The organism is Mycobacterium sp. NGS34 (assembly GCF_059812845.1).
The window spans coordinates 1-20,949 of record NZ_JCALDM010000022.1 but is presented as its reverse complement, the minus strand read 5'-3'; the positions used below and the strand labels follow the sequence as shown (position 1 = coordinate 20,949).

Here is a 20,949-nt window from a genome sequence, read left to right as displayed (position 1 = left end):
ATGCTGTGTCATCTCGAGTTCAGCGCGTTGGACTTGTAGTGTTGTGTTCTTCGCTGCGATGCTGCCGCCGCCGGGCCGCAACAGACATGGTGAAACCAAGTAGATAGCGGTGAGCCATTCCGGGGCTCCAGCGTGTGATGCATCCGTACCGTTTACAGCATCGACGATGCTGCAGGAGTCATAACCTGTTCGTCGTCGCCAAACGCAGCGACGCGTACCGCTGATCGATACCGTTTACCGTCGCCGGCAGCGCCCACTATCCACTCCGAAAACCAACCAGAGCAAATTGATTCATCAGATGAAAACCTTGGTTCTTCTTCTTGTCGCCGCCGGCCGGGCACCTTTGCGGCAGTGGCGGCTGCGGTGGCGCAAGCTCCGCGCAGATCCCATGATGCGCGCCCACGTGGTTGGCACGGGTCTCCGGCCAGTCCGATTACCGGTAAAGCCGCATAATCGATTCCGGGCGTATTCGGGCCTCTGCGTATTGCTTGGCCACGAGCCGTCTCGCTCGTTGAGGCGGGGAGCCCTTCGAAAGCGCTCGTCAGAATCCGGCTCGGATTCTCGCTGGTTTGCTGATGTGTCATCTCGAGCAGTCGACCGCGACCTCGAGAGCCGCGCAAATGGCGCGCATCCGGATGTCGGCGAGGCGGCCAAGCCGATTGACCAACACCCCGACCCAGACACTTTCGACTGAGTCCAAATTCACCGCGGAACGGCGCGGGATCGGGTCGGAACCGGGTTCAAGAACAACTTCGCTGGCCAGTCCCCGGATGGTCGTGGTGCAGGGCGCGACGAGTGCGCGTCGAAGCCGAGGGATCGCCGCATCGCGCGACAGCACAACGACTGGACGTCGGCCGATCTCGGCCATCTCACACCACCAGATCTCTCCGCGTGCCGGAAGTGCGCTCACGAGTCTGCAGCCGCCCGCCGCCACGACGCTAGGTCGCCCCACTCGTCGGGCTCATCAACCGGGTGCTTGTCGTAGGCCGCGTAGCTCGCATCCACCTCAGCCGATCGATGACGAGCAAGTAATGCGCTGAGAGCCTCATCGATGAGAGCTGCGTCAGTCATTCCTGCCTGCACGTCGCGTGCACTGCGCAAAAGCGCGGCGTCGACAGTAGTGCTCAGGCGTATGCGGTTCATGCCACTATTATGCCACGCCTGGCAAACTCTCGTGTGGGCTTCTGGGGCGCATCAATCCGGTGACGCCGCGCACGGCGAACGCGTACATGGGTCACCGGTAGAGTTCGATATCGTGGCGGACGATGAAGTCACCGGTCAGCACGCCTTCACTGGCGGCGCCAATGCGCGCACCATGCTGGACCGAAGCGCTGGCGCATCGACATCCACATCGACATCGACATCGAGGGCAACAAACATCCGTTGGCGCTGGCTCAACCACGACCGCCGCTGATCAGCTAAGCATGTTGTCGCCATTATGGCGACGGTCGTATACGACTACCCGAACAACCGTGCGCGGTCAGGGCGTTCGGTGTGTGCGCGGCGTAGGGTGCGGCGACACGATTATGCCGGTGGGTGCTCCCGCTCCGTCGCTACCACCGGGAGCCTCAAAGTCCCTGGTGGACTGACCGGGACCGGCTGTGGCGGGCGCTGGCGTCACGGTGGAGGTAGGGGTCGCAATCGGTGTGGTCGTGCTGCTTGCCAATTCGCCGCGGCCGAATCCGACTGCTAAGAGCAGCGCTGCTGCTCCGCCGAACAGCGCGATCGTCGTTTTTGTTTGAGATTTCATCAGAGTCTCCGTTCTTGGTCATGTTGTCCTCGCAACTCCCAATGTTGCGTGCCGATACCCCCATGGGGTAGGGACTTAGGTCCCACGCGTGTAGGGCAACCAGGCCTCTAAGTGGCGGTGGGATTTGCGACATGATCGATCGCGTGGTGAATTCGAAGGTGTCCCGGATTGCAATGCAATCGCGCACACAGGATCTGGGTCGACCCATGACACTGACCCCACGACAATGGGGGTGGCCAGTTTCCCGGTGCGCGACATGAGTTTGGGGTCAACGTCAAACGACTCTCGTAGCGGCCGTTTGCAGCGTTACAAAGGATTCGGGGCCACTGTATTGCTCGGCAGGTCGGCTGGCCGAGTCATTGTCTCATTCCCGCGGGGAGCGCAGCCGCTAACGCGGTGAGCGTGGGTTCGAGAACCGGTAGGTCGGGCAGGTGTGTTGCGGTCGAGTTGGGATCTTTCAAGCCGGTTGACGTCGACAACAGCACAACGTTCTCATCGCGGTCGAGCCATCGTCGCTCGGCAAGTTGTTTAGCGGCGAGGACGGTCAAAACGGACGCACCTTCTGCGTAAAGGCCCTCCGCCGAAGCTAATTCGAGTTGCATCCGGGCGATCGCATCATCGGAGGGCTCGGCGACCGCAGTCCCGTTGGTGGCCCGGACGGCGTCCAGTCCCTGGTAGGTGGGCACGGTGGCAGCGACGGAGAATGCCATCGAGGGCTTCTTGAGAATCGGCGGTAGCTCTTCCGCCCCAGGCTGCAGCCCGCGTGCGTAGGCGCCGAACGGGTCGACGGCGACCAACCTCGGCATGCGGTTGGTAAGACCCAGCGCAATGAGGTCGGCGAACCCTCGGCGGATGCCGGCGAGGCCATCACCGTACGCGGTTGGGACCACGATGGCATCGGGTGTTTCGCCGAGTTGCCGCCACAGCTCGTAGGCGATCGTCTTATAGCCCTCAATGCCAAACGGATTGGAGCCGACGGGAGGGCTCATGGGCCCAGATATTGGAGTCCAGCCGAATTCGTCGACCGCTGCCCTCATCACCGACCAGCGGTCTGGGCCCTTTTCGTAAGCAACAACTGATGCCCCGTAGGCCTGCATCAGAATCTTCATCTCGCGCGGCACGGACGACACGGTGAGGACCACGCAGCGTAGACCCGCTGCGGCCGCGTATGCGGCGACGGCGGCGCCGTGGTTGCCGGTCGAGGAGACGATGACGGTGGAGGCGCCCGAGGCTGCCGCCTTGGTCACTGCGACTGCCGCAAGCCGGTCCTTGTACGACCACGTCGGATTGCGGGTTTCGTCTTTGAGCATGAGTCGGGGCAGGCCCAGTTGAGGCCCCAAACGGTGCAAAGGAACCACCGGTGTCGCACCTTCTCCGAGGCTGATCGGGACGGTGTCGGGTGTCAACGGCAGCAACTCTCGAAAGCCGAAGACGCCCGGTTCGGACGACTTCCATGGCAACGGGCCCGGTGTCAGCGTGTAGGCAGGAGCGAGGTTGACGCCCACGCCGGAGTGGGCACATTGGCGACATCCGAAAGGTGCCTCGGGTTCTGGTGTTTGAATGCCGCACCGGGGGCATTGGAGGAATCCGAGATACCGCTCAGTCATGGGAGAAGTAGACCGCAGTCTTGATCCATGGTGAACAACCTTTACCCATTGGCGATCAGTACCGCCACGCGGCGTGCCGCCAAGTAGCTGTAAGGCATTTTGCGGGATGCTGCCTGCAGTGCGACGATCCAAACACACTTCTGGATGTTTGCACCTACGAGACCAACTGGGTCGACGCTAGCAGCAATCGCAAGAACACAGCACCGGCTAGCATCGCCTGGAGACGCTTGCACCCATTCTCGGGAAGGTGGCGCGGGGTGGTCCGAACCCGCAGCGACCGCGCCCGCGTGCGTCGGCGACTATCGCATCCTGTTCGTGGGCAGCTCGGTCAACGCCGTGTGGTCGTTGCCGATTAGGTATGGGGGCCGCCCAGTGCGCAGGGAGGCGGCCGGGGGATTCGAGTGACCTACGCCTTCAATCACTTTGGTCGACCGCTCTGACGACGTTCGTGACTCAGCGTGCAACAGGACGCTTGGCTGGATCACATGCCTGCAGGGGTGCTCGATGAACAGACAAAGGGGTAGAAGGCAGGTGTTTACTCTCATCTCGGCCGGCCCGGAGTCGTCATTGGGGATTAGAGTAGAAACTTGCTAGATCGCCGTCGTCGGTGCCAACTTGTAGGTACGAGCGACGGTCCGGTTACGGCGGGAGAGGGACCCCGCAAATCCAAGGGAGAAAGCGTGACCGCAGCCAAGGCACTGGGCGCATCCGAGACGACCGACCGCGCACTTCATCTGATCATCAACGCAGTCGAGACCAACCCGTCGAGACCGGGGGTCGATGTCGACGTGACACTGTACCTCCCATGGGGGACTGTGATGGGTAGCATCGAGCCCTGCTGGTATTTCGACCAGAAACTTCTCGGCTACCTTCAAACGGTCGGCGTCGACCACCACCACCAGAACCCGGTTGATGGCACCTGCCCAAATTGCCCAAATGGGGGTGGGTCGCACGACTACATGCACTTGTCTGGGGTTACCTGCCGCCGGAGTAGCGGCGAAGTCTACCGGCATGACCAGCTTCGCGTACGGTTGGCAGACGTCACTTCCTGGACCTTTGGTCATGGCGCGCGTTAGGGGTTGCTGATCAGCGTGCCCGCCCCTGCGTATTCGATCCCAACGAGGCTTTGAGCATCGTGTGACAAATTGCCCGCCCGCCCGGTACGGCTATTCCAGGGCGTCATCCGTACCCGTGCTTGCTGCAAGCCATGGCATCAACGGCATCGAATTTAGCGCGTCCCGGAGTCGTCGTTCCCGCTGCGGGAACCTGACAGCTGGGTGGGAGCTGTTGTCCGGCAATGGGCTACGAAGTCTTCCAGACGCGTTACCGAAACGGGCTCGATCCGCGGCGTCTGGCGTGCTGATGGGCTGGTAGAGGCTGCGGGTGGCAGTTGCATCGCCGGGGATGTAGTAGGACCTGATGTTGTCGCTGAGGGTGATGATGCCGGCCGTCGATGCTCTCCGCGATGGTGACGGCAAGCCGCCATTAGGCTGCTAGGGACGAGGCGCGTGGTTGTGATCGCGGTTCAGACAGGCCCGGGCTGAGTGCGGCCATGGCGGTGGCAATGGCACACTTCTTGGCGATCAGAATCACACCGGCCAGACGGGTCACAGCTGGAGGCGTTCGAGGGCGGCGAGGTATGCCTCGGTGTAGGTGGGGAATTGGGCCGCGGTGTCCAGCAGGGTGTCGATCGGGATGCAGGCACGCACGGCCCCAGAGCCGCGGTGTGGATCCATTCCCGGCCAGCGGGGCGACCGCCCACGCGCCGACCAGGATGCGCTGGTCGCGGTCGGCGAGGACGCCGAGGGTGCCGACGGGGTGGGTTTGGTAGGTCCAGGGGCGGGCGATGGCCTCGGCGAGATCGACCTCGGCGCCGATCACGTCGATCCGCGCCGTGCGGGCGGTGTCGGTGGTCATGCCGACGGCAGCGATTTCAGGGTGGGCGAACACCACGCGCGGGATACCGGTGTAGTCCGCTCGCCGGGGTGTGCCGAGGATGGTGTCGGCGACCACGCGGGCCTGATACATGGCGACGTGGGTGAACAGCGCGACACCGGTGACGTCGCCGAGGGCCCACAACCCGTCAGAGGTGACACGACAGGCTCGTCCACCGGCACAGCCCCGCACTGGGTTGGAGTGACACCGACGGTGTCGAGGCCGAGACCAGCGAGGTGGGGGCGGCGACCGGTGCCGAGCACGATCACATCCGCGACAACGGTGCTGCCGTCGTCGAGGTCGACCCGGCTGCCGCGATTGTCGGGGTGCACGGCGGTGACCTGGGTGCCGGTGCGGATGTCGAGACCGTCTTTGCCGAGCTGGGCGGCGGCCAGTTCGCCGACGCGGGGGTCTTCGCGGTCGAGCAGGCGGGACCCGCGCTGGACGAGGGTCACCTGGGCGCCCATGCTCGCGAGGAATTGGCCGAGTTCGACGCCGACGGCGCTGCCGCCGATCATCACAACTCGGTCGGGGATCTCACGCAGGGTGGTGGCCTCCCGGTGGTCCACACCGTCCCGGTGCCCGGTCCAGGGATCGGTGGGCGGACCGGGGCCGAGCCGGTGGCGAGCACGACATGGCGGGGGGTGATCAGCTGGTCTGCGGCCTGGACCTGCCACGGGTCGCGGCCGACCAGCCGGGCGGCGGCTTTGATGACGGTGACGCCTTGGTTCTGGTAGCCGGTGATCTGGGCGGTGTCGTCGAGGTGGCGGATCATGTAGTCGCGGTAGTCACACAACGCCGCCCAATCCAGAGAGGGTTCGGACAGACCGGCGGTGTCGGTGGCTTCGGCGCGGGCCTCGACCGGCCGCAGCAGGGTTTTCGACAGGATACACGCCCAGTAGACGCATTCCCCGCCGATGAGTTGTTTCTCGATCAGCGTCACCGACAACCCGCCCCGCGCTAGCCGCGACGCGGCGACCTCACCGCCGGGACCTGCGCCGATCACGACGACGTCGACATCCACATTTGGGCTCATAGCCGAAAGTCCTTCCCTGTTAAGCGATTCGGATCCGGTGATGCGGTCGCCCCTGATGAAGGCAGTACTCACCGGCGAGTGGACTACTGCCGTCATGGCGCTGGTCAGCAGCTACACGCGGGCGGTGTGGTGTCGTCGAGCATGGCGGCGGTGAGGGGTTGTCCAGCTGGTAGGCGTCCGCAACCGGCACAACCGTCGCCTCGGGGTGGGGATCGGAGCCAGGGTTGCGCGGCGGCGGGGTCGGTGAAGAAGTGGACGTGGTTGCAGAACGCGGCCCGGATCGACGCCGGGGCGTCGGGGGTGAGGACCGATACCACGGTGTGGCGGGGGCGACGCCAGTGACCGCGTCCGGGGTGACGGTCAACCGGATCGGCGCACCGGTGGTATGGCGGTGGAGCTGGCGCGGGCGGGCCGATCGAGGACGGTCGGGAAGATGAGAGTGTCCAGCACACACCAGGTGTGGAGCACGCGGTCGTCGACTTCGAACCGGTGCGGGGTCGGGCGTTGGGTGAGGCCCGCGCCGACGACCCGCCCGTCGGCGTCCTATTCGTTGTCGGGCATGGCGTTCAGCGCCGCCCGGATCTCGGTCTGGGTGCGGCGGGTGACCGCGGCGGTCCGATCGAGGCCGGCCGGCCCTAGGCGATCAGTTCGAGCAGGGGCCGCCACAGCCAGGGGTGGGCGCTGGCGCCGCCGCCGGTGAACGCGGCGGCGAGCTGGGCAGAAAGTTCATCGGCTGGGGTGGTCACGATCGTATTCCTCTCCGTGCGAGGGGTGGGGTCAGGCGGCGCAGCACGACAGTTTCGACACGTCGCTGGTGAAGGTCTGCGCGGTGAGTTTCAGTGCTTCTGCCATGGTCAGATACGGCGCCCAGGTGCCGGCCATCTGCGTGGTGGTCATGCCGGAGGACACGGCGTAGACGGCGGCCTGGATCGCGTCGCCCGCGCCGTCGGCGACGATGTGCACCCCGAGGATGGGGCCGGTGTCGTGCTCGGCGACGATCTTGACCAGGCCGCGGGTGTCACGGTTGACCAGGGCACGCGGCACATACTCGAGGGTCAGGACCCGGCACTGGCACCGGTACCCGGCCGCGACCGCCTGGGCGTCGGTGAGCCCGACCGACGCGATTGCCGGGGTGGTGAAGGTGACCCGCGGCAGCGCCGTGTAGTCCAGGGTGCGCTCGGCGCCGGCGAGGGCGTTGTCGGCGACCAGGTTGCCGTGCGCGGCGGCCACGTACACGAACTGTGGATATCCGGTGACGTCCCCGGCAGCCCAGATCCGCGGATTGTCGGTGCGCAGGTACTTGTCGACCACGACCTGCCCGCGATCGCCGAGCTTCACCCCGACCATGGGCAGGTTCAGACCCTCGGTGACCGGGTGGCGGCCCATCGCCACCAGCACGTGCTCGGCGGAGAAGGTGCGCTCGGCTCCGGCGACGACCGTGGTCGCGGTGACCTGCCCGCCCGAGCTGCGGTGCACCCGCTGTAGCTGCGCGCCGGTGACGACGGTGATGCCCTCGTCGGCGAACACATCCGCGATCACCTCACTGACCTGCGGCTCCTCCGCCCTCGCGAGCCGCTCGCCGCGTACCAGGACGGTGACCTTGGAACCGAGGCGGGCGAACAGTTGCGCCTGCTCGAGCCCGACGTAGCCGCCGCCGAGCACCAGCAGCGATTCGGGCACCCGATCCAGTTCCATCGCCGTGGTCGAGGTCAGATACCCGGCGTCGGCGAGCCCGTCGACCGGCGGCAGCCACGGCGACGACCCGGTGGCCACCAGGAAATGCTGCGCCTCGATGCGCCTCGACCCGCCGTCGGGCGGTGTGACTTGCAGGGCTGGTCCGTCGACGAACCGGGCGTTCCCGCGCACGATCTCCCACCCGTAGTCGGCGGCCAGTTCGAGGTACTTCTGCGCTCGCAGGCCCTCGACCAGGCGATCCTTGCCCGCGATCAATGTCTTCATGTCGACGGGACCGGCATCGGTGGTGATGCCCGGGAACGCTTGTGCGGCCGCGACGTGGCGGGCCTCGGCGGCGGCCAGCAGTGCTTTCGACGGCACACAGCCGACGTTCACGCAGGTGCCGCCGACCGTGCCGCGCTCGATCATCACCACACTGTTTCCCTTGCGACGCGCGGCGATTGCGGCGGCAAACGCGCCACCGCCGGAACCGATCACCGCCAGGTCATAGCCGCAACCACCTGTCATGAGCTCGGTCTCCTCCCGATCCAGGGGTCCGGTCGGCACCGCCGCAACCCACATCAATATTCGTCTTGCCGAATAGATCTACTCCAGCATAATATTCGTTCTAGCGAATAGCTCCAAGTGTTCGGAGGCTCTCCATGGTTCCCGTCGCAGACCGCGCCACCACGACGGTGGATGCGGGTGCATGTCCGCACACCGATACCGTGGCGCGGTTCTTTCGCGCCCTGTCCGATCCCACCCGGCTCACCCTGCTGGAATACATCCTCGCTGGTGAGCGCACCGTCGCCGACTGTGTGGCGCATGCAGGGGTCACCCAGCCGCGGGTGTCGATACACCTGGCGTGCCTGACCGACTGCGGGTATGTCACCGACCGCCGAGACGGCCGCCGCCTGCTGTACTCCGTGGGTGACCCCCGCGTGGCGGAGCTCATCGTCCTCGCCCGCGCCCTGGCCGCCGACAACGCCGCCGCGCTGGACTGCTGCCCCCGCATCCCGGCCACCAACCCGTCGGGGAGGTCGTGATGGTTACCCCCACCCACCCGGCACACTCACCGGCGAGCGCGCCCGATGTGACTGACGGGGTGTCGTCGCCGTTGATCAGGTTCGGCTGCATCCGCTGGTGGGGGTTCGCGCTGTTCATGCACGTGGCTCACCGACCACTTCACGACTAGCAGTGAGACGGCGGTGGCGGTACTAGCTGCCGCAACTGACGTTGAATTTCGCGATCACATCACCATCACTCAGGTCTTAGTGACGACGCGATCAATCGACGTTCAGATTCGCGATCAAAGCCAAGGCGCGCATCGCACCGAGTTTGCGCGTGGCAGGGCGAGGTTTCAGGATCACCCCGGCAGGGTAGGGGTGGGTTAGCCCGATAATGATGAGGCTAGTCCTGTGATCGCGCGTCGGTGCAAGCCATTTTGATTGTGCGATGGCTGGTGGCGAGAGGAGCTTGCCGTGTACGCCGGTGTGGCATCGATGCTATTGGTCGCGCTTTCAGGCATTTTGGTGGTCTATGTCATGCACCGGTTCACCGCGGTAGCACCTGACGCGCTGACGTCGCTGCCATTTGGCTCGGGATGGCCGCCACAGGAGCACGCGCTGTCTCGCTATCACGCACGCTGGTATGTAGCGACACTGGTCTTTTTGGCGTTCGACGTGGAGATGCTGTTCATGTATCCGTGGGCGGTGGTTGTCGTGCGGGACGGTGCGGGTGCGATCACCGAGATGTTCTTGTTTCTGGCGGCTCTACTGCTTGCCGTTGTGTGGGCTTGGCGAGAGGGCGCGCTGCGATGGGCGTAGGTGCGCTGCTCGCCAGCTATGCTTGCCGCCGCGCCCATGTCCTGCTGGCGGAAGTGCCGGGGCATTTCGAATTGCGCGCGTCTGTTGAGCGGTCGCTGTTCAGGCGCGGATGGTGTTCGGCGCTGTCACCGGCCGATGCCGATATCTTGGCGGTATGCGGGGCTCCAGGACCCGAATTCGCCGAAATCATCGATCTGATCTGGGATCAGATGCCGGGACCGCGGGTCCGCATCGAGATCCAGGATTTTCAGTCGGTGGATTCGGCGCTGACGCGTGGGGGCGCGGAACTGCTCGACACGGGTTTGCATCGACGCGATGCGGCGCAGCGCGGTCAGGCGGTGAACCGATGTCCTGCCGATCGATCCCGATCATCCGAAGCCTATGAGGCTCAAGGTAATTCGGACCACGGCGACATGGACCACGGTGACCACCAGCACATGGACCACGGCAGAATGGCGATGGCGCCCGGGGGGATTCCGCTCGCCGAGGGCGCCGAGGACCGAGATGGACTGCAGATGGATGTGCTACACGTCTGTCTTGGTCCGGTTCTTGCGTATTGGCCGTCGGGACTGGTGCTGAAATGCTCGTTGCAGGGCGACGTTGTCACCGATGCCGACGCGTGGGTCGTTGACGCTGAGCGTGACGGTGGTACGTCAGGGGCACCGGCTAAGCGAGCTGCGCCACTGGAGGCGGCACGGGAGTGTGACCACGTCACTAGCCTGTTGGCGTTGGCGGGGTGGTCGTCGGCGGCGGATCAGGCCCGGCAGATTAGGGACTTGCTGTTGGATGAGCCTGCTGCGGTCGGCCGCGCCCAGTTGCTGCTGGAAAAGTTGCTGCGCAAGCTGCGCCGGTCATGGTTGCTGCGCTGGTCACTGCGGGACCTGGCGCCGTTCGATGTCGCCGACGCAGAGCGTCGTCGGTTGCCGGGGCCGCTGGGCGGCGATACCTATGATCGGCTGCTGGCGCATGTCGACAATGCGCTGGCTTGTTTGTCGTTGTCGCCCAGCGTATTTCGTGCAGATCCATCGAACGTAATCGGTGCGTTGCCGGAGTTGGTGCGGGGGCTGGAGGTAGCCACCGCCAGGCTGGTGGTCGCGAGCTTGGGTGTGGATATCACGCCTGTGGGTCGGGTCAGCCATGTCTGACGCCGCAACGGTGGTCTCGGGTGTCTGGGCGCCGGTGGGTGCAGTGTTGCTGTGCCTGCTGGGTCTCTACGCCGCGAGCATCGACGGTGTGCTCGCCGCGCGAACTACCGGTGTGGCCACTGGGGCAGTGGCCACACCGCTGCTGGAGGGCGCTCGGTTGCTGCGGCAGCGCCGCCGCGCCACGGTGGCCGCCGACACGCTGCTGTGGCGGGTCGGCGGTGCCGGATTGATCGTCGTGGCCCTGTTGAAGGTCGCGGTCGTGCCGCTGGGACATTGGACGTTGGTCAACCTCGATGTCGGGATCGTCTGGTTCAACGCCATGGATGTGACGGTGTGGGCGCTGGTGTGGCTGGCCGGGTGGGGGCCCAATTCCGTGCACTCGCTCATCGGCGGCTATCGCTTTCTTGCCCATGGTCTTGGCTACGAGCTCCCGCTCATGTTCGCCCTCGTCGCCCCGGCGATCGCGGCGCAAAGCCTGCGCGTGGGCTCCGTCGTCGCCGCTCAGCACGGATTGTGGTTCGCGGTGTGGATGCCGGTCGCTTTCTTCTGCTACTGCCTGGGGGTTGTCGCATTTGCGGTGTGGGGCCCGTTTAGCCCGGCACTTGGCGCCGATATCGCCGGGGGAGTGCTCACCGAATCGAGTGGTGTCGACCGTCTGGTTTTCCAGGCCGGGCGCTACATGGTTCTTAGTGCCGGTGCCGCCTTCGCAGTGCCGTTATTCCTCGGGGGCGGGGCGGGACCATTGCTGCCGGACTGGCTATGGGTGCTGGTCAAGACGGTGGCCGTACTGACCGTGCTGGTGTGGCTGCGTCGGCGAGTGCCGGCCCTTCGCCCGGAGAAGTTCCTGGAGTTCGGCTGGATGGTGCTGCTGCCGGCCGTCGTGTTGCAGGACCTTGTCGTGTCCGCCATAGCCGTTTGGAGGGGCTAATACATGGTCGTGGCCATCGTGTTCTGGATCGTCGGGGTGATTGCCGTGCTGGCAGGGGCTGCCGTGTTCTGGGTCAATTCGATGGCGCGCGCCACCTACGCGCTTGCGGCGTCGTTTGTGGCCGTCGGAGTGGCGGTGCTGCTGATGCAGCAGAACTACATCGGGGTGGTCACGATCTTGATGATGGTGATGGAAATGGCCGTCATGGGTGTCTACATGGTCATGTTCATGGGGATGAACCCGGCCCTGTTGCCGATGAGCATGGTGCACGACAAACGTTGGGCGCTTGCGGCCGCGGCGGCAACATTCGTCGTGCTAGCCGCCGGGATACTGCTGATCGACTGGCCGTCGCGCCACGGAGCGCCGGCCCCGGATGTCACCGTGGCGCTCGGTAAAGCATTGATGGGCCCGCTGATGCTGGTGATGGCCGTATTCAGCCCGGTGATGGTGGCGACCATGGTGTCGGCGATCGTCCTGGCGGCCTCTCGAACGCGTTATGACCGCTTCGGTGACGACCTGAAGCGCCGGCCCGCCGATCCGCAACCGGGAGGTGTCGGACGGTGACTCTGCAGACGGTGCTGCTGGTAGCGGCCGCGGTGTTCAGTGTGGGGCTCTATGGTGCGCTGTCACAGCAGGTCGTCGTGATGGTGATGATGGGCCTGGAATTGATGATCAATGCGGTCATCCTCGCGGCTGCGGGCTTTTGGTGGTTCGTCATGCCTGCCCCAACGGGGCAGGTGCTGTTGCTGGTGGTCATCGGGGCCATGACGGTGGAAATGGCGATGGGCTTCGCGATAGCCACGTTGCTGCACCGTGACCGCGGCACTGACATGACCGACATGGCAACGGACCTGTCAGGGTGAGTCAGGCGATGATGCCCATAGCTCAGCCGTCGCTGTGGTTGTTGGTCGGTGTCCCGGCACTCGTTGGCGGCGCGCTACTGCTGTATCCGCGCGCGGGCCGGGTGGCCGCGGCGATTTCGGTGAGCACGTCGGCGGTTGTGGTGGGGCTGTCGATCGTGGTGGCGTTCACCCGACCGGCGGTGGGTGTGGCGTTTATGGCGGGCGCAGATTTCGCCTTGCGGGCGGATGCATTGGCGGCGACGGTGGTCCCGGCCATCGCAACTGTGACGTTCCTGGTGCTGTTGTTCGCCGTGGGGGACATCCGGGTGGCGCAGGGCCGGTTTCACGGGTTGATGTTGCTGTTTGCCGCCGCGGCGCTGTTGACGGCGACCGCGGCGACGTTGCCCGCCTTGTTGTTGGCCTGGGAGGTGATGGGGGCCGCCTCGTATGCGCTGATTGGTTTCTGGTGGCGCGACCAGTTTCGGGTCTCGGCCGGATTGAGCGCTTTCGTGACGACCCGCACGGCCGACTTGGGGCTTTACCTCGCCGCGGGCGCCGCGCTTGCCGGCGGTACGCGACTGACGTTGGCGGGCTTACCCGCAACGACCGGGGGCTGGCGGCATGTGGTGGCCGCGGGGGTCCTCGTCGCCGCGCTGGGCAAGGCGGCGCAGCTCCCATTTTCGTTCTGGATTTCACGGGCGATGGAGGGCCCGAGTCCGGTCAGCGCCCTGTTGCACTCGGCGGCGATGGTCGCCATGGGGGGATACCTGCTGTTGCGGGTGCAGCCGCTGCTGGCGGCCACGGGTTGGGCGGCCACGGCGGCGGCATGGGCCGGCGCGGTGACCGCTGTGCTGCTTGGTGCCGTCGCGGTGGCCCAGCGCGATCTCAAACAATTGCTTGCTGCCTCCACGGTGGCGCAGCTGGCGTTCGTGGTGATGGCCGCCGGTCTGGGTGCGATAAGTAATGGTGCGGCGCAGCTGGTGGCGCATGCCGCGACCAAAGCCGGGTTGTTTCTCGCGGCAGGGGCGTGGCTGTCGTTGCTGGGCACCAAACAACTCGATGACCTTTGGGGAATCGCACGCCGTCAGAAGGTGATCGGTTGGTGTGCCACTATTGGGGCGCTGTCCCTGGCCGGGGTGGCGCCGCTGTCGTTGTGGGCGACCAAGGACACCATTTTGGCTGCGGCCCTGGAACATTCGCTCTGGCTCTACCTGGTTGGTTTGCTGGCCGCGGTCCTGTCGGCGGGCTATGCCGGAAAAGTCCTGGTTGTCATCTGGCGGACACCGGCCGAGGGTGGTGGCCATGAAATGCAGCGGTCCAACCTATTTCAGCAGGCACCGCTTGTTGTCCTCGCTGGCGGTGCCGCGGTGTTGGGTGTGCTGGCACTACCCCCGCTCGGCGCGGTTCTCAGCCGTGCCCTCAACAACTCCGCAACCACACATGCGACGGCTGCCGAACTTGCCGGATCGGCCGTGCTGGCGATCGCCGTCGTGGCAGCGGTGCTGCGCTGGCGGGTGCCGGAGCCGCGCTGGGCCCGCGCCTGGCTCGGTTTGGAACGGGTCACGCAGGTGCTTGTGGTCAGTCCAACCTTGAGCCTTGCCCATGGGCTGGCACAGATCGATAGTCGCGGCATCGACGGCGCTGTTGAAGCGGTAGCCGCGGCGATGCGTCGGCTCGGTGAGCTGGCACGCAGACCGCAAGCCGGCCTGCTGCACCGTTATTACCTTGCCGGGATTGTGATCCTGGTGGCCCTTGTCCTGCTCTTGGCCACGGTGAGGTAAGCGTGCTGAGCCTGATCGTCGTCCTGCCGCTGGCAGCCGCACTGGTGGTGCTGGTGCCGCCCGTTGGCGGCGCCTTCGCCAAATGGTTCTGGGTCGCCGTTACTGTGACGGATTTGGCGCTGGTCGTAGTGATGTGGGCGCGTTACCGCACCCCACCGTCGAATGCGCTGGCATTCGAGGAGCGCGCGAAATGGATCCCCGGGCTAAACAGCAGCTACCACATTGGCGTCGACGGGCTGTCGCTGCCCCTGGTGGCGATGACCGCGGTGATTTTTGTCGCGTGCGCGCTGCATGAGTTGCGGGGCCGTGACCGGCCCCGCCCGCGGGCGGCGCTGTTTTTGGCTCTTCAGACGGTGAGCCTGGGCCTGTTCGTCTCGGCCGACCTGATCTTGTTCTTTGTCTTCTTTGATTTGTCAATCGTGGCAATGTATTTCGTGATTGCCGGATGGGGCCACGGCGACGCCGGGCGCTCGGCGCTGAAGTTTTTTCTCTACACCTTCTTGGGCTCGCTGGCACTGCTGGTCGGTTTCATCGGCCTCTACGTCGCCGCCGAGCCACACACGTTCGACATGACCAAGATCGCTTGCAGCACACCGCTTTCGGGACGGCCGCTAGCCGGCGGGCTGGTGTTGGCGGCGATTCTGCTGGGCTTGGTGGTCAAGACCCCTACGGTGCCGTTTCACACGTGGCTGCCACCCGCGCACACCGACGCCCCGGCCATTGGCTCCGCGGTGCTGGCCGGGGTGCTGCTCAAAATGGGCGCCTATGGATTCGTGCGGATCGCGATGCCCATGTTGCCGCAGGCGTGGCGGCACTGGGCGTGGGTCGTCGTCGCCGTCGGGCTCATATCCGTGCTGTACGGGGCACTTGTTGCTTTGGCGCAGAGCAACCTCAAACGGATGATCGCCTATACCTCCGTCAACCATATGGGCTACATCGTGCTGGCCGTCGGGGCTGCCGGCCTGGTCGGTGGCAGTTCCGCCGACGTCCGCGGGGTGGCGGTCACCGGCGCCGTGACCCAAATGGTCAGTCACGGTTTGATCACCGGCGCACTGTTTCTGGTCGCTGGTGTATTCCACGACCGGGCAGACAGTTACGACATTGATTCCTATGGCGGGCTGGCCGGCCCGGCGCCGAGACTCGCGGCACTGTTCGCCGTCGGAGCATTCGCTTCCCTTGGACTGCCGGGCTTTTCGGGCTTCATCGCCGAATTCCAGGTCTTCGCCGGCAGCATCGCCGCAACCTGGGTGGCCGCGATGGCGCTGCCCGGCATTCTGATTGCCGCCGCCCTTTTCCTGCGCGCACTGCAGCGCATTTTTACCGGTCAAACGCGTGGCCTCAGTGGGCGCTTCGCTGACGTGCACGTTTCCGAATTATTCTCGGCGGGAATACTTCTCGCGCTGTCACTGGCGATTGGTGTGTTCCCGCGGCCGCTTCTCGACGTCATTGAACCGGCCGCCCACGGGCTCGTCGCGCTGCTGGGGAGATAGTCATGGACACCGAGGGCCGGATGCGGCCACTGTTGATGGTGCCCGAGATGTTGCTGTTCGGCGGCGGACTTGCGGTGATGATTTGCGGCTCCTTCCTGCCGCGGCGGCGTCAGTGGTGGACCGGCGTCGTCGCCGCCACGGTGCTGATCGGGGCCGTCGTGGCCGCCGTGGTCGAAGCGACCGGTCGGAATCAAGGGGCGTTCGAGGGCAGTTTCGTCGTCGACACCACCACCGGTGTCGCACGGACACTGGCCGCAGCCGGGGCCCTGTTCACCCTGGCCGTGGCCGCCGGTGAGGTGCGCGGCTCACCGCGCGAAAGCGAAACCTATGCGCTGCTGCTGTTTTCGTGTACCGGCGTGTTGCTCATGGCGGGCGCGGCTGACTTACTCGTCTTAGCCACCAGCTTCCTGCTTACCAGCATCCCGCTCTACGGGCTGATCGGACTGACGCGCTCGGCGAAGGCAGCAGAAGCGGCGATGAAGGCCTACCTGATGGGCGCATTATTCGGAATCGTGTTGTTCCTGGGCATCTCGGTGCTTTACGGAGTCACCGGCGCCACCCGCTACGACGAACTCGCCGGACGCCTCGGCGCGGCACCGGCTGCGGCCGTCGCGGCCGGGGTCGTAGGCGTCCTCGCCGGCCTGATGTTCGAAGCCGGCAGCGTGCCCGCCCACTTCTGGGTGCCCGACGCGGCCGAAGGTGCCAACGGAACCGCGGCGATGTTCTTGACCACAGTGCCGAAAATCGGGGCACTGATTGCGGTCTACCGCTTGGCCACTACCTTTCCTGGCACGATCCATTGGCCGCTGCTGGTTGCGGTTTTTGCGGTGGCGAGTATGACGCTGGGCAACCTGGCGGCCTACTGGCAGCAAGACCCCAGGCGGCTGCTGGGCTGGTCGACGGTGAGCCAAGTCGGATTCCTGCTCGTTCCGATCACGGTGATCGGCCACACCGACCTCGCGGGCCCATCGCTGCTGTTCTACCTCGGTGCATACACGCTCACGAACAGCGCCGCCTTCGCGGTAACCTCGGCTGTGCCGGAGCGGCGCAACCTCGCCGACTACAGCGGCCTGGCACGCGCGCGGCCTTGGCTGGCTGGTGCCCTCGTCGTCGCGCTGCTCGGGCTCGTGGGCACGCCACCCACCGCGGTATTTGTAGGGAAGCTGACCACGGCCGTGGCGGCCTGGGACGGTGGTCAGGCCTGGCTTGCAGTGGTGGTGTTCGCCAACAGCCTCATCAGCCTCTTCTACTACCTGCGGTGGATCATCCCGTCATTCCAAGAAATCGCAGATACCTCAACTGGCGAGATATTCGCGCCCATCAGATGGTCCTCGAGCACCGCGGTAATCGCCGCGATTCTCAGTCTCGCACTGGGCATCTCGGCCGGAGCGATCTGGCCACTTCTTGCATAACCGGTTTCGTTGCATCACTTAGCGCGTCGGCGTGGCGCTCGGTGGGCGGGCAGCGTTTCGACCGGCCGTGCGGGGTTCTGCGCCGTCGTGAATGAGGTGCTCGAATGTTTCAGTTGGATTGATACGCCTTATCCAGAAGTGACGCGAGCCAACGATGTTCTGACAAAGTCACACAGCGAACTGTTCCACCCGGGCCGTCAGAAGGTGTAGTTCAGGCTCGTCATCATTCCGGCTTCTTGGTGGTAACCGTTGTGGCAGTGGATCATCCAGATGCCGGGGTTGTCGCCGACCAGTACGGCGCTGAGTTTCTGCTTGGGCAACACGATGACGGTGTCTTTGCGTGCGCCCAGGCTGCCGTCGGGTTTGATCATCTGGAAGGTGTGGCCGTGCAGATGCATGGGGTGATACATCGACGTGGAGTTGGTGAACGTCAGGGTGGCGCGCTGTCCTTGTGTGATGGTCAACGGCGAGGTTTTGGGATAGCGCTTGCCGTTGATGCCCCAGTCGTATTTCGTCATCGAGCCGGTCAGTTCGACGCCCAGGGTGGCATCGGATTTAGCCGGTCCCAGCGTGGCGGCCGGTGTGGCGATGAACATGTCCACCGTGCCGATCCGACGGTTGAGTTCGGGCGGCCGAAAGTTGGCCTCGGGGGCGCCGCCGGCGCCGGTGGACAGTAAGGCCCGCCCGCCCGCTGCCTGCTTGCCTTCTGGCATGGCGACCAGGGGAAAGACTCCGTCGCCGGCGGTGACGATGACGTCGTAGCGTTCAGCCATCCCGATCAACAGGGCGTCGACCTCGGTGGGTAGCACCGGATAACCGTCGGTGTGGGTGACCGTCATGACGTGCCCGGCCAGGGCGACCCGGAAGGCGGTGTCGGCGCCTGCGTTGATGAACCGGATCCGAATCCGTTGCCCGGGCTTGGCGTTAAAGGTGGTCGGCGCTGCGGGCACACGCCCATTGACTAGGTAGTAGGGGTAGGCGACGTCACCGGCGTCCCCGCCGAGCAGCGCGCTGTCATTGTCGGCGGTCGTCCCGGGCATCTCACCCATGCCGGGGTCTCCATCGCGGGCCGACGTCTTCCGCGCCGTGAGCTCGTCGTAGATCTGTTGGGGGCCCTTGCCGATCCCATCTGTCCAGTCATCGAGCACCACGATCCATTCGGCGTCATAATTGCCGGGCTCACTGGGATCGTCGATGATCACCGGCAGATAAAGCCCGTGGTCGGTTTGCAGGCCGACGTGTGGATGGGCCCAGTAAGTGCCGGGGTTAGGCACCGAGAACCGGGAGGTGAAATCCCCATTTGGGGCGATGTTGGGGCTGGCCGGATCCACGCCGTCCATGTCGTTGCGCAGGGCGATCCCGTGCCAGTGCACCGAGGTCGCGCCGGTGAGCCGATTCTTGACGGTGACCGCCAGTTCATCCCCAACGTTGGCGCGGACCAAGGGGCTCGGAAGCGCATCGCCGTAGGCGAGGGTACGCACAAGCACGCCACCCACGTCGACGGTCGCCGGTTGCGCGGTCAGGGTAGCGGTGACGGTGCGTCCGCTGTGGGGCCGCGCGGCTTCGGCAGCGGCGATGGCGGCGCTCATCCTCTTCTCCGCCGAGTCTGTCGAACGACCACAACCGGACAATGCCACCCCGCCGGCGATAGCAGCGAGCACGAACGTCCGGCGGTTCAAAGACATTGGATCAAAAGGCGATTCGGTCACAGCGACACCGATGCAGAATAACGGCCCATCACAATCATTCCTTTCCAGTACCCAGCCATACGGTAGTAGTCCGGTGGTATGGCCTGCCGCCAGTGCATCGACGAGCTAACCGATCGCCACCTACGTGAGGCACTACACGAAACATCCTGTTCACCATGAGTACGGCTCCGGATGGCTAGCGGGAAGGCATCGGCATGTTGGGCATCGGGCTCATGCCGGGCATGTTCTGCATGCCTTTGATTTGGTTCTTCATCTCGGCCATCATTTGTTTCATGTCGGCTTCCACCGAGGCACAACCGTTCGTCCGGGCGTTGTACCAGCTTGCGGGTGCAAAAAGCAGCCAGAGCCCAGCGGCGACGATGAAAATCCCGACCGCGATGCCTGTCAGGGCCAGAGCCCAATAGACCCAAACCCAAGGTGAGCGTGGCGGCGGTGTCTGTCGTTACCTGCTCACGCTCTGCCATTGGTTGGCTCCTAATCTGGCGAACAACGCCGTTGTTACTGCACTCGAAAAACAATCTGCGACTGCAGGCGGTGGTGCCGTACATTCACGTTCTAGCGGTCGCGTCATGGACCTCGAGGTGATGGCCGCGGTCCAGACGACGCAGAGCCAGCGCGGCAACGATGCCGACGAGAACCAAGCCACCCCAGACGAGTTCGCTGTGGCCAAGCTGTCGTGCAGCACCCATGACGGAGCCGGTTGCGAAGTTACCGACCAGGATCCCTACGCCAACAATGGTGTTGTAAAACCCGTAATGAGTGCCCACCAGCCGGCCCCTGGACAGCGACACCACGGTGGCCATCTCGAAAGGAAACACCGCCGCCGCACCAACGGCGAGCATGGCCGCTGACACGAAAAGCGCGGCAACCGCTGCAAAAATCCCAAAGCGCTGAGCGTCGGGAACAAGTGCGAGCGGCACGAACGACGCCGCCAGTATCGCCATTCCGATGACCAGGCTGCGCCCGGAGCGCCAACGCGCGGCGAACCAGTGGGTGATGCGCAACTGCCCGGCGACGGCCACGATCCCCGACACCACGAAGATCCCGGCCACCAGCGCGCTCTGCGAGTGCGGTGCCAGCACAGCGGCCTGCAGCGGTAGGGCCAGGTAGACCTGAAACGTCAACACATAGGACCCGATCATCGCCGCGGCGAACAACAGGAAGGACCGATTACGAACGACGACGCGCCAGTCGTCGAGTATCGAGGTCTTCTCCGGTGGCGGATCGGCACGGTGCTGGGGCAGCGCCAATAGCTGCGCGACCGTGAGCACGGCGAACACCGCCGCCGCGCCCGCCGCGGTGATGGGGAAGTTGAACACCATCAGCGCCAGTCCCACCAACGGGCCGAGCAGGATACCGGCCTGGTAGAAGATGTTGAACATCGCAAACGCCTCGACGCGGCGTTCCCCGGCCTCGGCTGCGAGGTACGCGCGCACTGCCGGATTGAACAACGCTCCCGCGAAACCCGTTGCCGCCGAAGCGATAAGGACTGCAGGCAGTGAGTGGGCGACCGCCAGCAACGCGAACCCGCCGGTCCGTAGCAGACAGCCGGCCACGATCAGGGGTTTGTAGCCAAGCCGATCGGCCAGTGTCCCACCCACGACGAACATGCCCTGCTGGGAGAAGTTGCGCACACCCAGGACCAAACCGACGGCCCATGCCGCCAAACCGAGCGGGCCCGCGAGATAGGCCGCCAGGTACGGCATCAGCATGTAAAAGCCGATGTTGATGCCGAACTGGTTGATCATCAGCATTCGGCTGGGCATGTCGAAGCTGCGGAACTGAGAAACGAGGGTCATCGGCACGTCACCTGA

The 20,949-nt window shown here is 65.0% G+C and carries 21 protein-coding genes and 2 pseudogenes; 12 read left to right on the top strand and 11 right to left on the bottom strand.

Annotated elements, in window-relative coordinates; genetic code table 11:
* Positions 1–580: 580 nt before the first annotated feature.
* Positions 581–910, bottom strand: coding sequence for a type II toxin-antitoxin system PemK/MazF family toxin (locus AC5Y7V_RS29415; protein ID WP_499883533.1), 330 nt, complete (start codon positions 908–910; stop codon positions 581–583).
* Positions 907–1,158, bottom strand: a pseudogene (locus tag AC5Y7V_RS29410) (type II toxin-antitoxin system antitoxin MazE5); the annotation flags it as partial. The pseudogene AC5Y7V_RS29410 and the gene AC5Y7V_RS29415, both read right to left, overlap by 4 nt.
* A 97-nt stretch (positions 1,159–1,255) precedes the next feature.
* On the opposite strand from AC5Y7V_RS29410, the gene AC5Y7V_RS29405 reads away from it, so the two are divergent.
* Entirely contained in the window at positions 1,256–1,414 is a 159-nt protein-coding gene (locus AC5Y7V_RS29405; protein WP_499883532.1) for a hypothetical protein, read from the top strand.
* 692 nt (positions 1,415–2,106) lie between these two features.
* Here AC5Y7V_RS29405 and AC5Y7V_RS29400 read toward each other — a convergent pair.
* A complete protein-coding gene (locus tag AC5Y7V_RS29400; RefSeq protein WP_499883531.1) occupies positions 2,107–3,255 on the bottom strand; it encodes a pyridoxal-phosphate dependent enzyme in 1,149 nt (382 codons plus the stop codon).
* Between the two features lie 782 nt (positions 3,256–4,037).
* Between AC5Y7V_RS29400 and AC5Y7V_RS29395 the strand changes: the two genes are divergently transcribed.
* Positions 4,038–4,433, top strand: coding sequence for a hypothetical protein (locus AC5Y7V_RS29395; protein ID WP_499883530.1), 396 nt, complete (start codon positions 4,038–4,040; stop codon positions 4,431–4,433).
* A 531-nt stretch (positions 4,434–4,964) separates the two neighbouring features.
* Here AC5Y7V_RS29395 and AC5Y7V_RS29390 read toward each other — a convergent pair.
* The 5 genes and pseudogenes from AC5Y7V_RS29390 to merB all read right to left on the bottom strand — a co-directional run bounded on the left by AC5Y7V_RS29390 (position 4,965) and on the right by merB (position 6,780).
* Positions 4,965–5,093: a hypothetical protein gene (locus tag AC5Y7V_RS29390; protein ID WP_499883562.1), complete on the bottom strand. Its 129-nt coding sequence runs from the start codon at positions 5,091–5,093 to the stop codon at positions 4,965–4,967.
* A gap of 61 nt (positions 5,094–5,154) precedes the next feature.
* Positions 5,155–5,274, bottom strand: a pseudogene (locus tag AC5Y7V_RS29385) (hypothetical protein); the annotation flags it as partial.
* Positions 5,271–5,861, bottom strand: a complete 591-nt coding sequence (locus AC5Y7V_RS29380; RefSeq protein ID WP_499883529.1) for an FAD-dependent oxidoreductase — start codon at positions 5,859–5,861, stop codon at positions 5,271–5,273. The gene AC5Y7V_RS29380 and the pseudogene AC5Y7V_RS29385, both read right to left, overlap by 4 nt.
* Entirely contained in the window at positions 5,810–6,328 is a 519-nt protein-coding gene (locus AC5Y7V_RS29375; RefSeq protein ID WP_499883528.1) for an FAD-dependent oxidoreductase, read from the bottom strand. The genes AC5Y7V_RS29380 and AC5Y7V_RS29375 overlap by 52 nt, the downstream gene beginning before the upstream one ends.
* A gap of 104 nt (positions 6,329–6,432) precedes the next feature.
* Positions 6,433–6,780 (bottom strand): organomercurial lyase, encoded by a 348-nt coding sequence (merB, locus tag AC5Y7V_RS29370; protein ID WP_499883527.1) that lies wholly within the window; start codon positions 6,778–6,780, stop codon positions 6,433–6,435.
* Positions 6,781–6,787: 7 nt separating this feature from the next.
* Between merB and AC5Y7V_RS29365 the strand changes: the two genes are divergently transcribed.
* Complete coding sequence (locus AC5Y7V_RS29365; protein WP_499883526.1) at positions 6,788–6,967, top strand: hypothetical protein; 180 nt, start codon at positions 6,788–6,790, stop codon at positions 6,965–6,967.
* 138 nt (positions 6,968–7,105) lie between these two features.
* Here AC5Y7V_RS29365 and merA read toward each other — a convergent pair whose 3' ends face one another.
* A complete protein-coding gene (gene merA, locus AC5Y7V_RS29360; RefSeq protein WP_499883558.1) occupies positions 7,106–8,530 on the bottom strand; it encodes a mercury(II) reductase in 1,425 nt (474 codons plus the stop codon).
* 134 nt (positions 8,531–8,664) lie between these two features.
* On the opposite strand from merA, the gene AC5Y7V_RS29355 reads away from it, so the two are divergent.
* The 9 genes from AC5Y7V_RS29355 to AC5Y7V_RS29315 all read left to right on the top strand — a co-directional run bounded on the left by AC5Y7V_RS29355 (position 8,665) and on the right by AC5Y7V_RS29315 (position 17,426).
* The gene (locus AC5Y7V_RS29355) at positions 8,665–9,048 is read left to right on the top strand and encodes an ArsR/SmtB family transcription factor (protein ID WP_499883525.1); all 384 of its coding nucleotides are present in this window, start codon (positions 8,665–8,667) and stop codon (positions 9,046–9,048) included.
* A gap of 435 nt (positions 9,049–9,483) precedes the next feature.
* Complete coding sequence (locus AC5Y7V_RS29350) at positions 9,484–9,828, top strand: NADH-quinone oxidoreductase subunit A (protein ID WP_499883524.1); 345 nt, start codon at positions 9,484–9,486, stop codon at positions 9,826–9,828.
* Positions 9,819–10,973 carry a hypothetical protein gene (locus tag AC5Y7V_RS29345; RefSeq protein WP_499883523.1) on the top strand — a complete coding sequence of 385 codons (1,155 nt, stop codon included), beginning with the start codon at positions 9,819–9,821 and terminating at the stop codon, positions 10,971–10,973. The genes AC5Y7V_RS29350 and AC5Y7V_RS29345 overlap by 10 nt, the downstream gene beginning before the upstream one ends.
* Complete coding sequence (locus AC5Y7V_RS29340; protein ID WP_499883522.1) at positions 10,966–11,901, top strand: complex I subunit 1 family protein; 936 nt, start codon at positions 10,966–10,968, stop codon at positions 11,899–11,901. Before AC5Y7V_RS29345 ends, AC5Y7V_RS29340 begins: the two co-directional genes overlap by 8 nt.
* Positions 11,902–11,904: 3 nt before the next feature.
* Positions 11,905–12,465, top strand: a complete 561-nt coding sequence (locus tag AC5Y7V_RS29335) for an NADH-quinone oxidoreductase subunit J (RefSeq protein WP_499883521.1) — start codon at positions 11,905–11,907, stop codon at positions 12,463–12,465.
* Entirely contained in the window at positions 12,462–12,764 is a 303-nt protein-coding gene (locus AC5Y7V_RS29330; protein ID WP_499883520.1) for an NADH-quinone oxidoreductase subunit NuoK, read from the top strand. The genes AC5Y7V_RS29335 and AC5Y7V_RS29330 overlap by 4 nt, the downstream gene beginning before the upstream one ends.
* An 11-nt stretch (positions 12,765–12,775) precedes the next feature.
* On the top strand, positions 12,776–14,524 hold the full coding sequence (locus AC5Y7V_RS29325; protein ID WP_499883519.1) for a proton-conducting transporter transmembrane domain-containing protein: 1,749 nt from the start codon (positions 12,776–12,778) through the stop codon (positions 14,522–14,524).
* 2 nt (positions 14,525–14,526) lie between these two features.
* Complete coding sequence (locus AC5Y7V_RS29320; RefSeq protein ID WP_499883518.1) at positions 14,527–16,014, top strand: complex I subunit 4 family protein; 1,488 nt, start codon at positions 14,527–14,529, stop codon at positions 16,012–16,014.
* Between the two features lie 2 nt (positions 16,015–16,016).
* Positions 16,017–17,426, top strand: a complete 1,410-nt coding sequence (locus AC5Y7V_RS29315) for an NADH-quinone oxidoreductase subunit N (RefSeq protein WP_499883517.1) — start codon at positions 16,017–16,019, stop codon at positions 17,424–17,426.
* A 197-nt stretch (positions 17,427–17,623) separates the two neighbouring features.
* Here AC5Y7V_RS29315 and AC5Y7V_RS29310 read toward each other — a convergent pair whose 3' ends face one another.
* On the bottom strand, positions 17,624–19,111 hold the full coding sequence (locus AC5Y7V_RS29310; protein WP_499883516.1) for a multicopper oxidase family protein: 1,488 nt from the start codon (positions 19,109–19,111) through the stop codon (positions 17,624–17,626).
* A 572-nt stretch (positions 19,112–19,683) separates the two neighbouring features.
* Positions 19,684–20,934 (bottom strand): MFS transporter, encoded by a 1,251-nt coding sequence (locus tag AC5Y7V_RS29305; RefSeq protein WP_499883557.1) that lies wholly within the window; start codon positions 20,932–20,934, stop codon positions 19,684–19,686.
* Positions 20,935–20,949 lie beyond the last annotated feature (15 nt).

What these genes read in the sequence shown, in the direction of transcription:
- AC5Y7V_RS29390 (WP_499883562.1), bottom strand. Translation starts at nt 5,093, where the DNA reads ATGGATCCACACCGCGGCTCTGGGGCCGTGCGTGCCTGCATCCCGATC.
- AC5Y7V_RS29375 (WP_499883528.1), bottom strand. Translation starts at nt 6,328, where the DNA reads ATGAGCCCAAATGTGGATGTCGACGTCGTCGTGATCGGCGCAGGTCCC.
- merA (WP_499883558.1), bottom strand. Translation starts at nt 8,530, where the DNA reads ATGACAGGTGGTTGCGGCTATGACCTGGCGGTGATCGGTTCCGGCGGT.
- AC5Y7V_RS29355 (WP_499883525.1), top strand. Translation starts at nt 8,665, where the DNA reads ATGGTTCCCGTCGCAGACCGCGCCACCACGACGGTGGATGCGGGTGCA.
- AC5Y7V_RS29345 (WP_499883523.1), top strand. Translation starts at nt 9,819, where the DNA reads ATGGGCGTAGGTGCGCTGCTCGCCAGCTATGCTTGCCGCCGCGCCCAT.
- AC5Y7V_RS29340 (WP_499883522.1), top strand. Translation starts at nt 10,966, where the DNA reads ATGTCTGACGCCGCAACGGTGGTCTCGGGTGTCTGGGCGCCGGTGGGT.
- AC5Y7V_RS29335 (WP_499883521.1), top strand. Translation starts at nt 11,905, where the DNA reads ATGGTCGTGGCCATCGTGTTCTGGATCGTCGGGGTGATTGCCGTGCTG.
- AC5Y7V_RS29325 (WP_499883519.1), top strand. Translation starts at nt 12,776, where the DNA reads ATGCCCATAGCTCAGCCGTCGCTGTGGTTGTTGGTCGGTGTCCCGGCA.
- AC5Y7V_RS29315 (WP_499883517.1), top strand. Translation starts at nt 16,017, where the DNA reads ATGGACACCGAGGGCCGGATGCGGCCACTGTTGATGGTGCCCGAGATG.
- AC5Y7V_RS29310 (WP_499883516.1), bottom strand. Translation starts at nt 19,111, where the DNA reads ATGTCTTTGAACCGCCGGACGTTCGTGCTCGCTGCTATCGCCGGCGGG.
- AC5Y7V_RS29305 (WP_499883557.1), bottom strand. Translation starts at nt 20,934, where the DNA reads ATGACCCTCGTTTCTCAGTTCCGCAGCTTCGACATGCCCAGCCGAATG.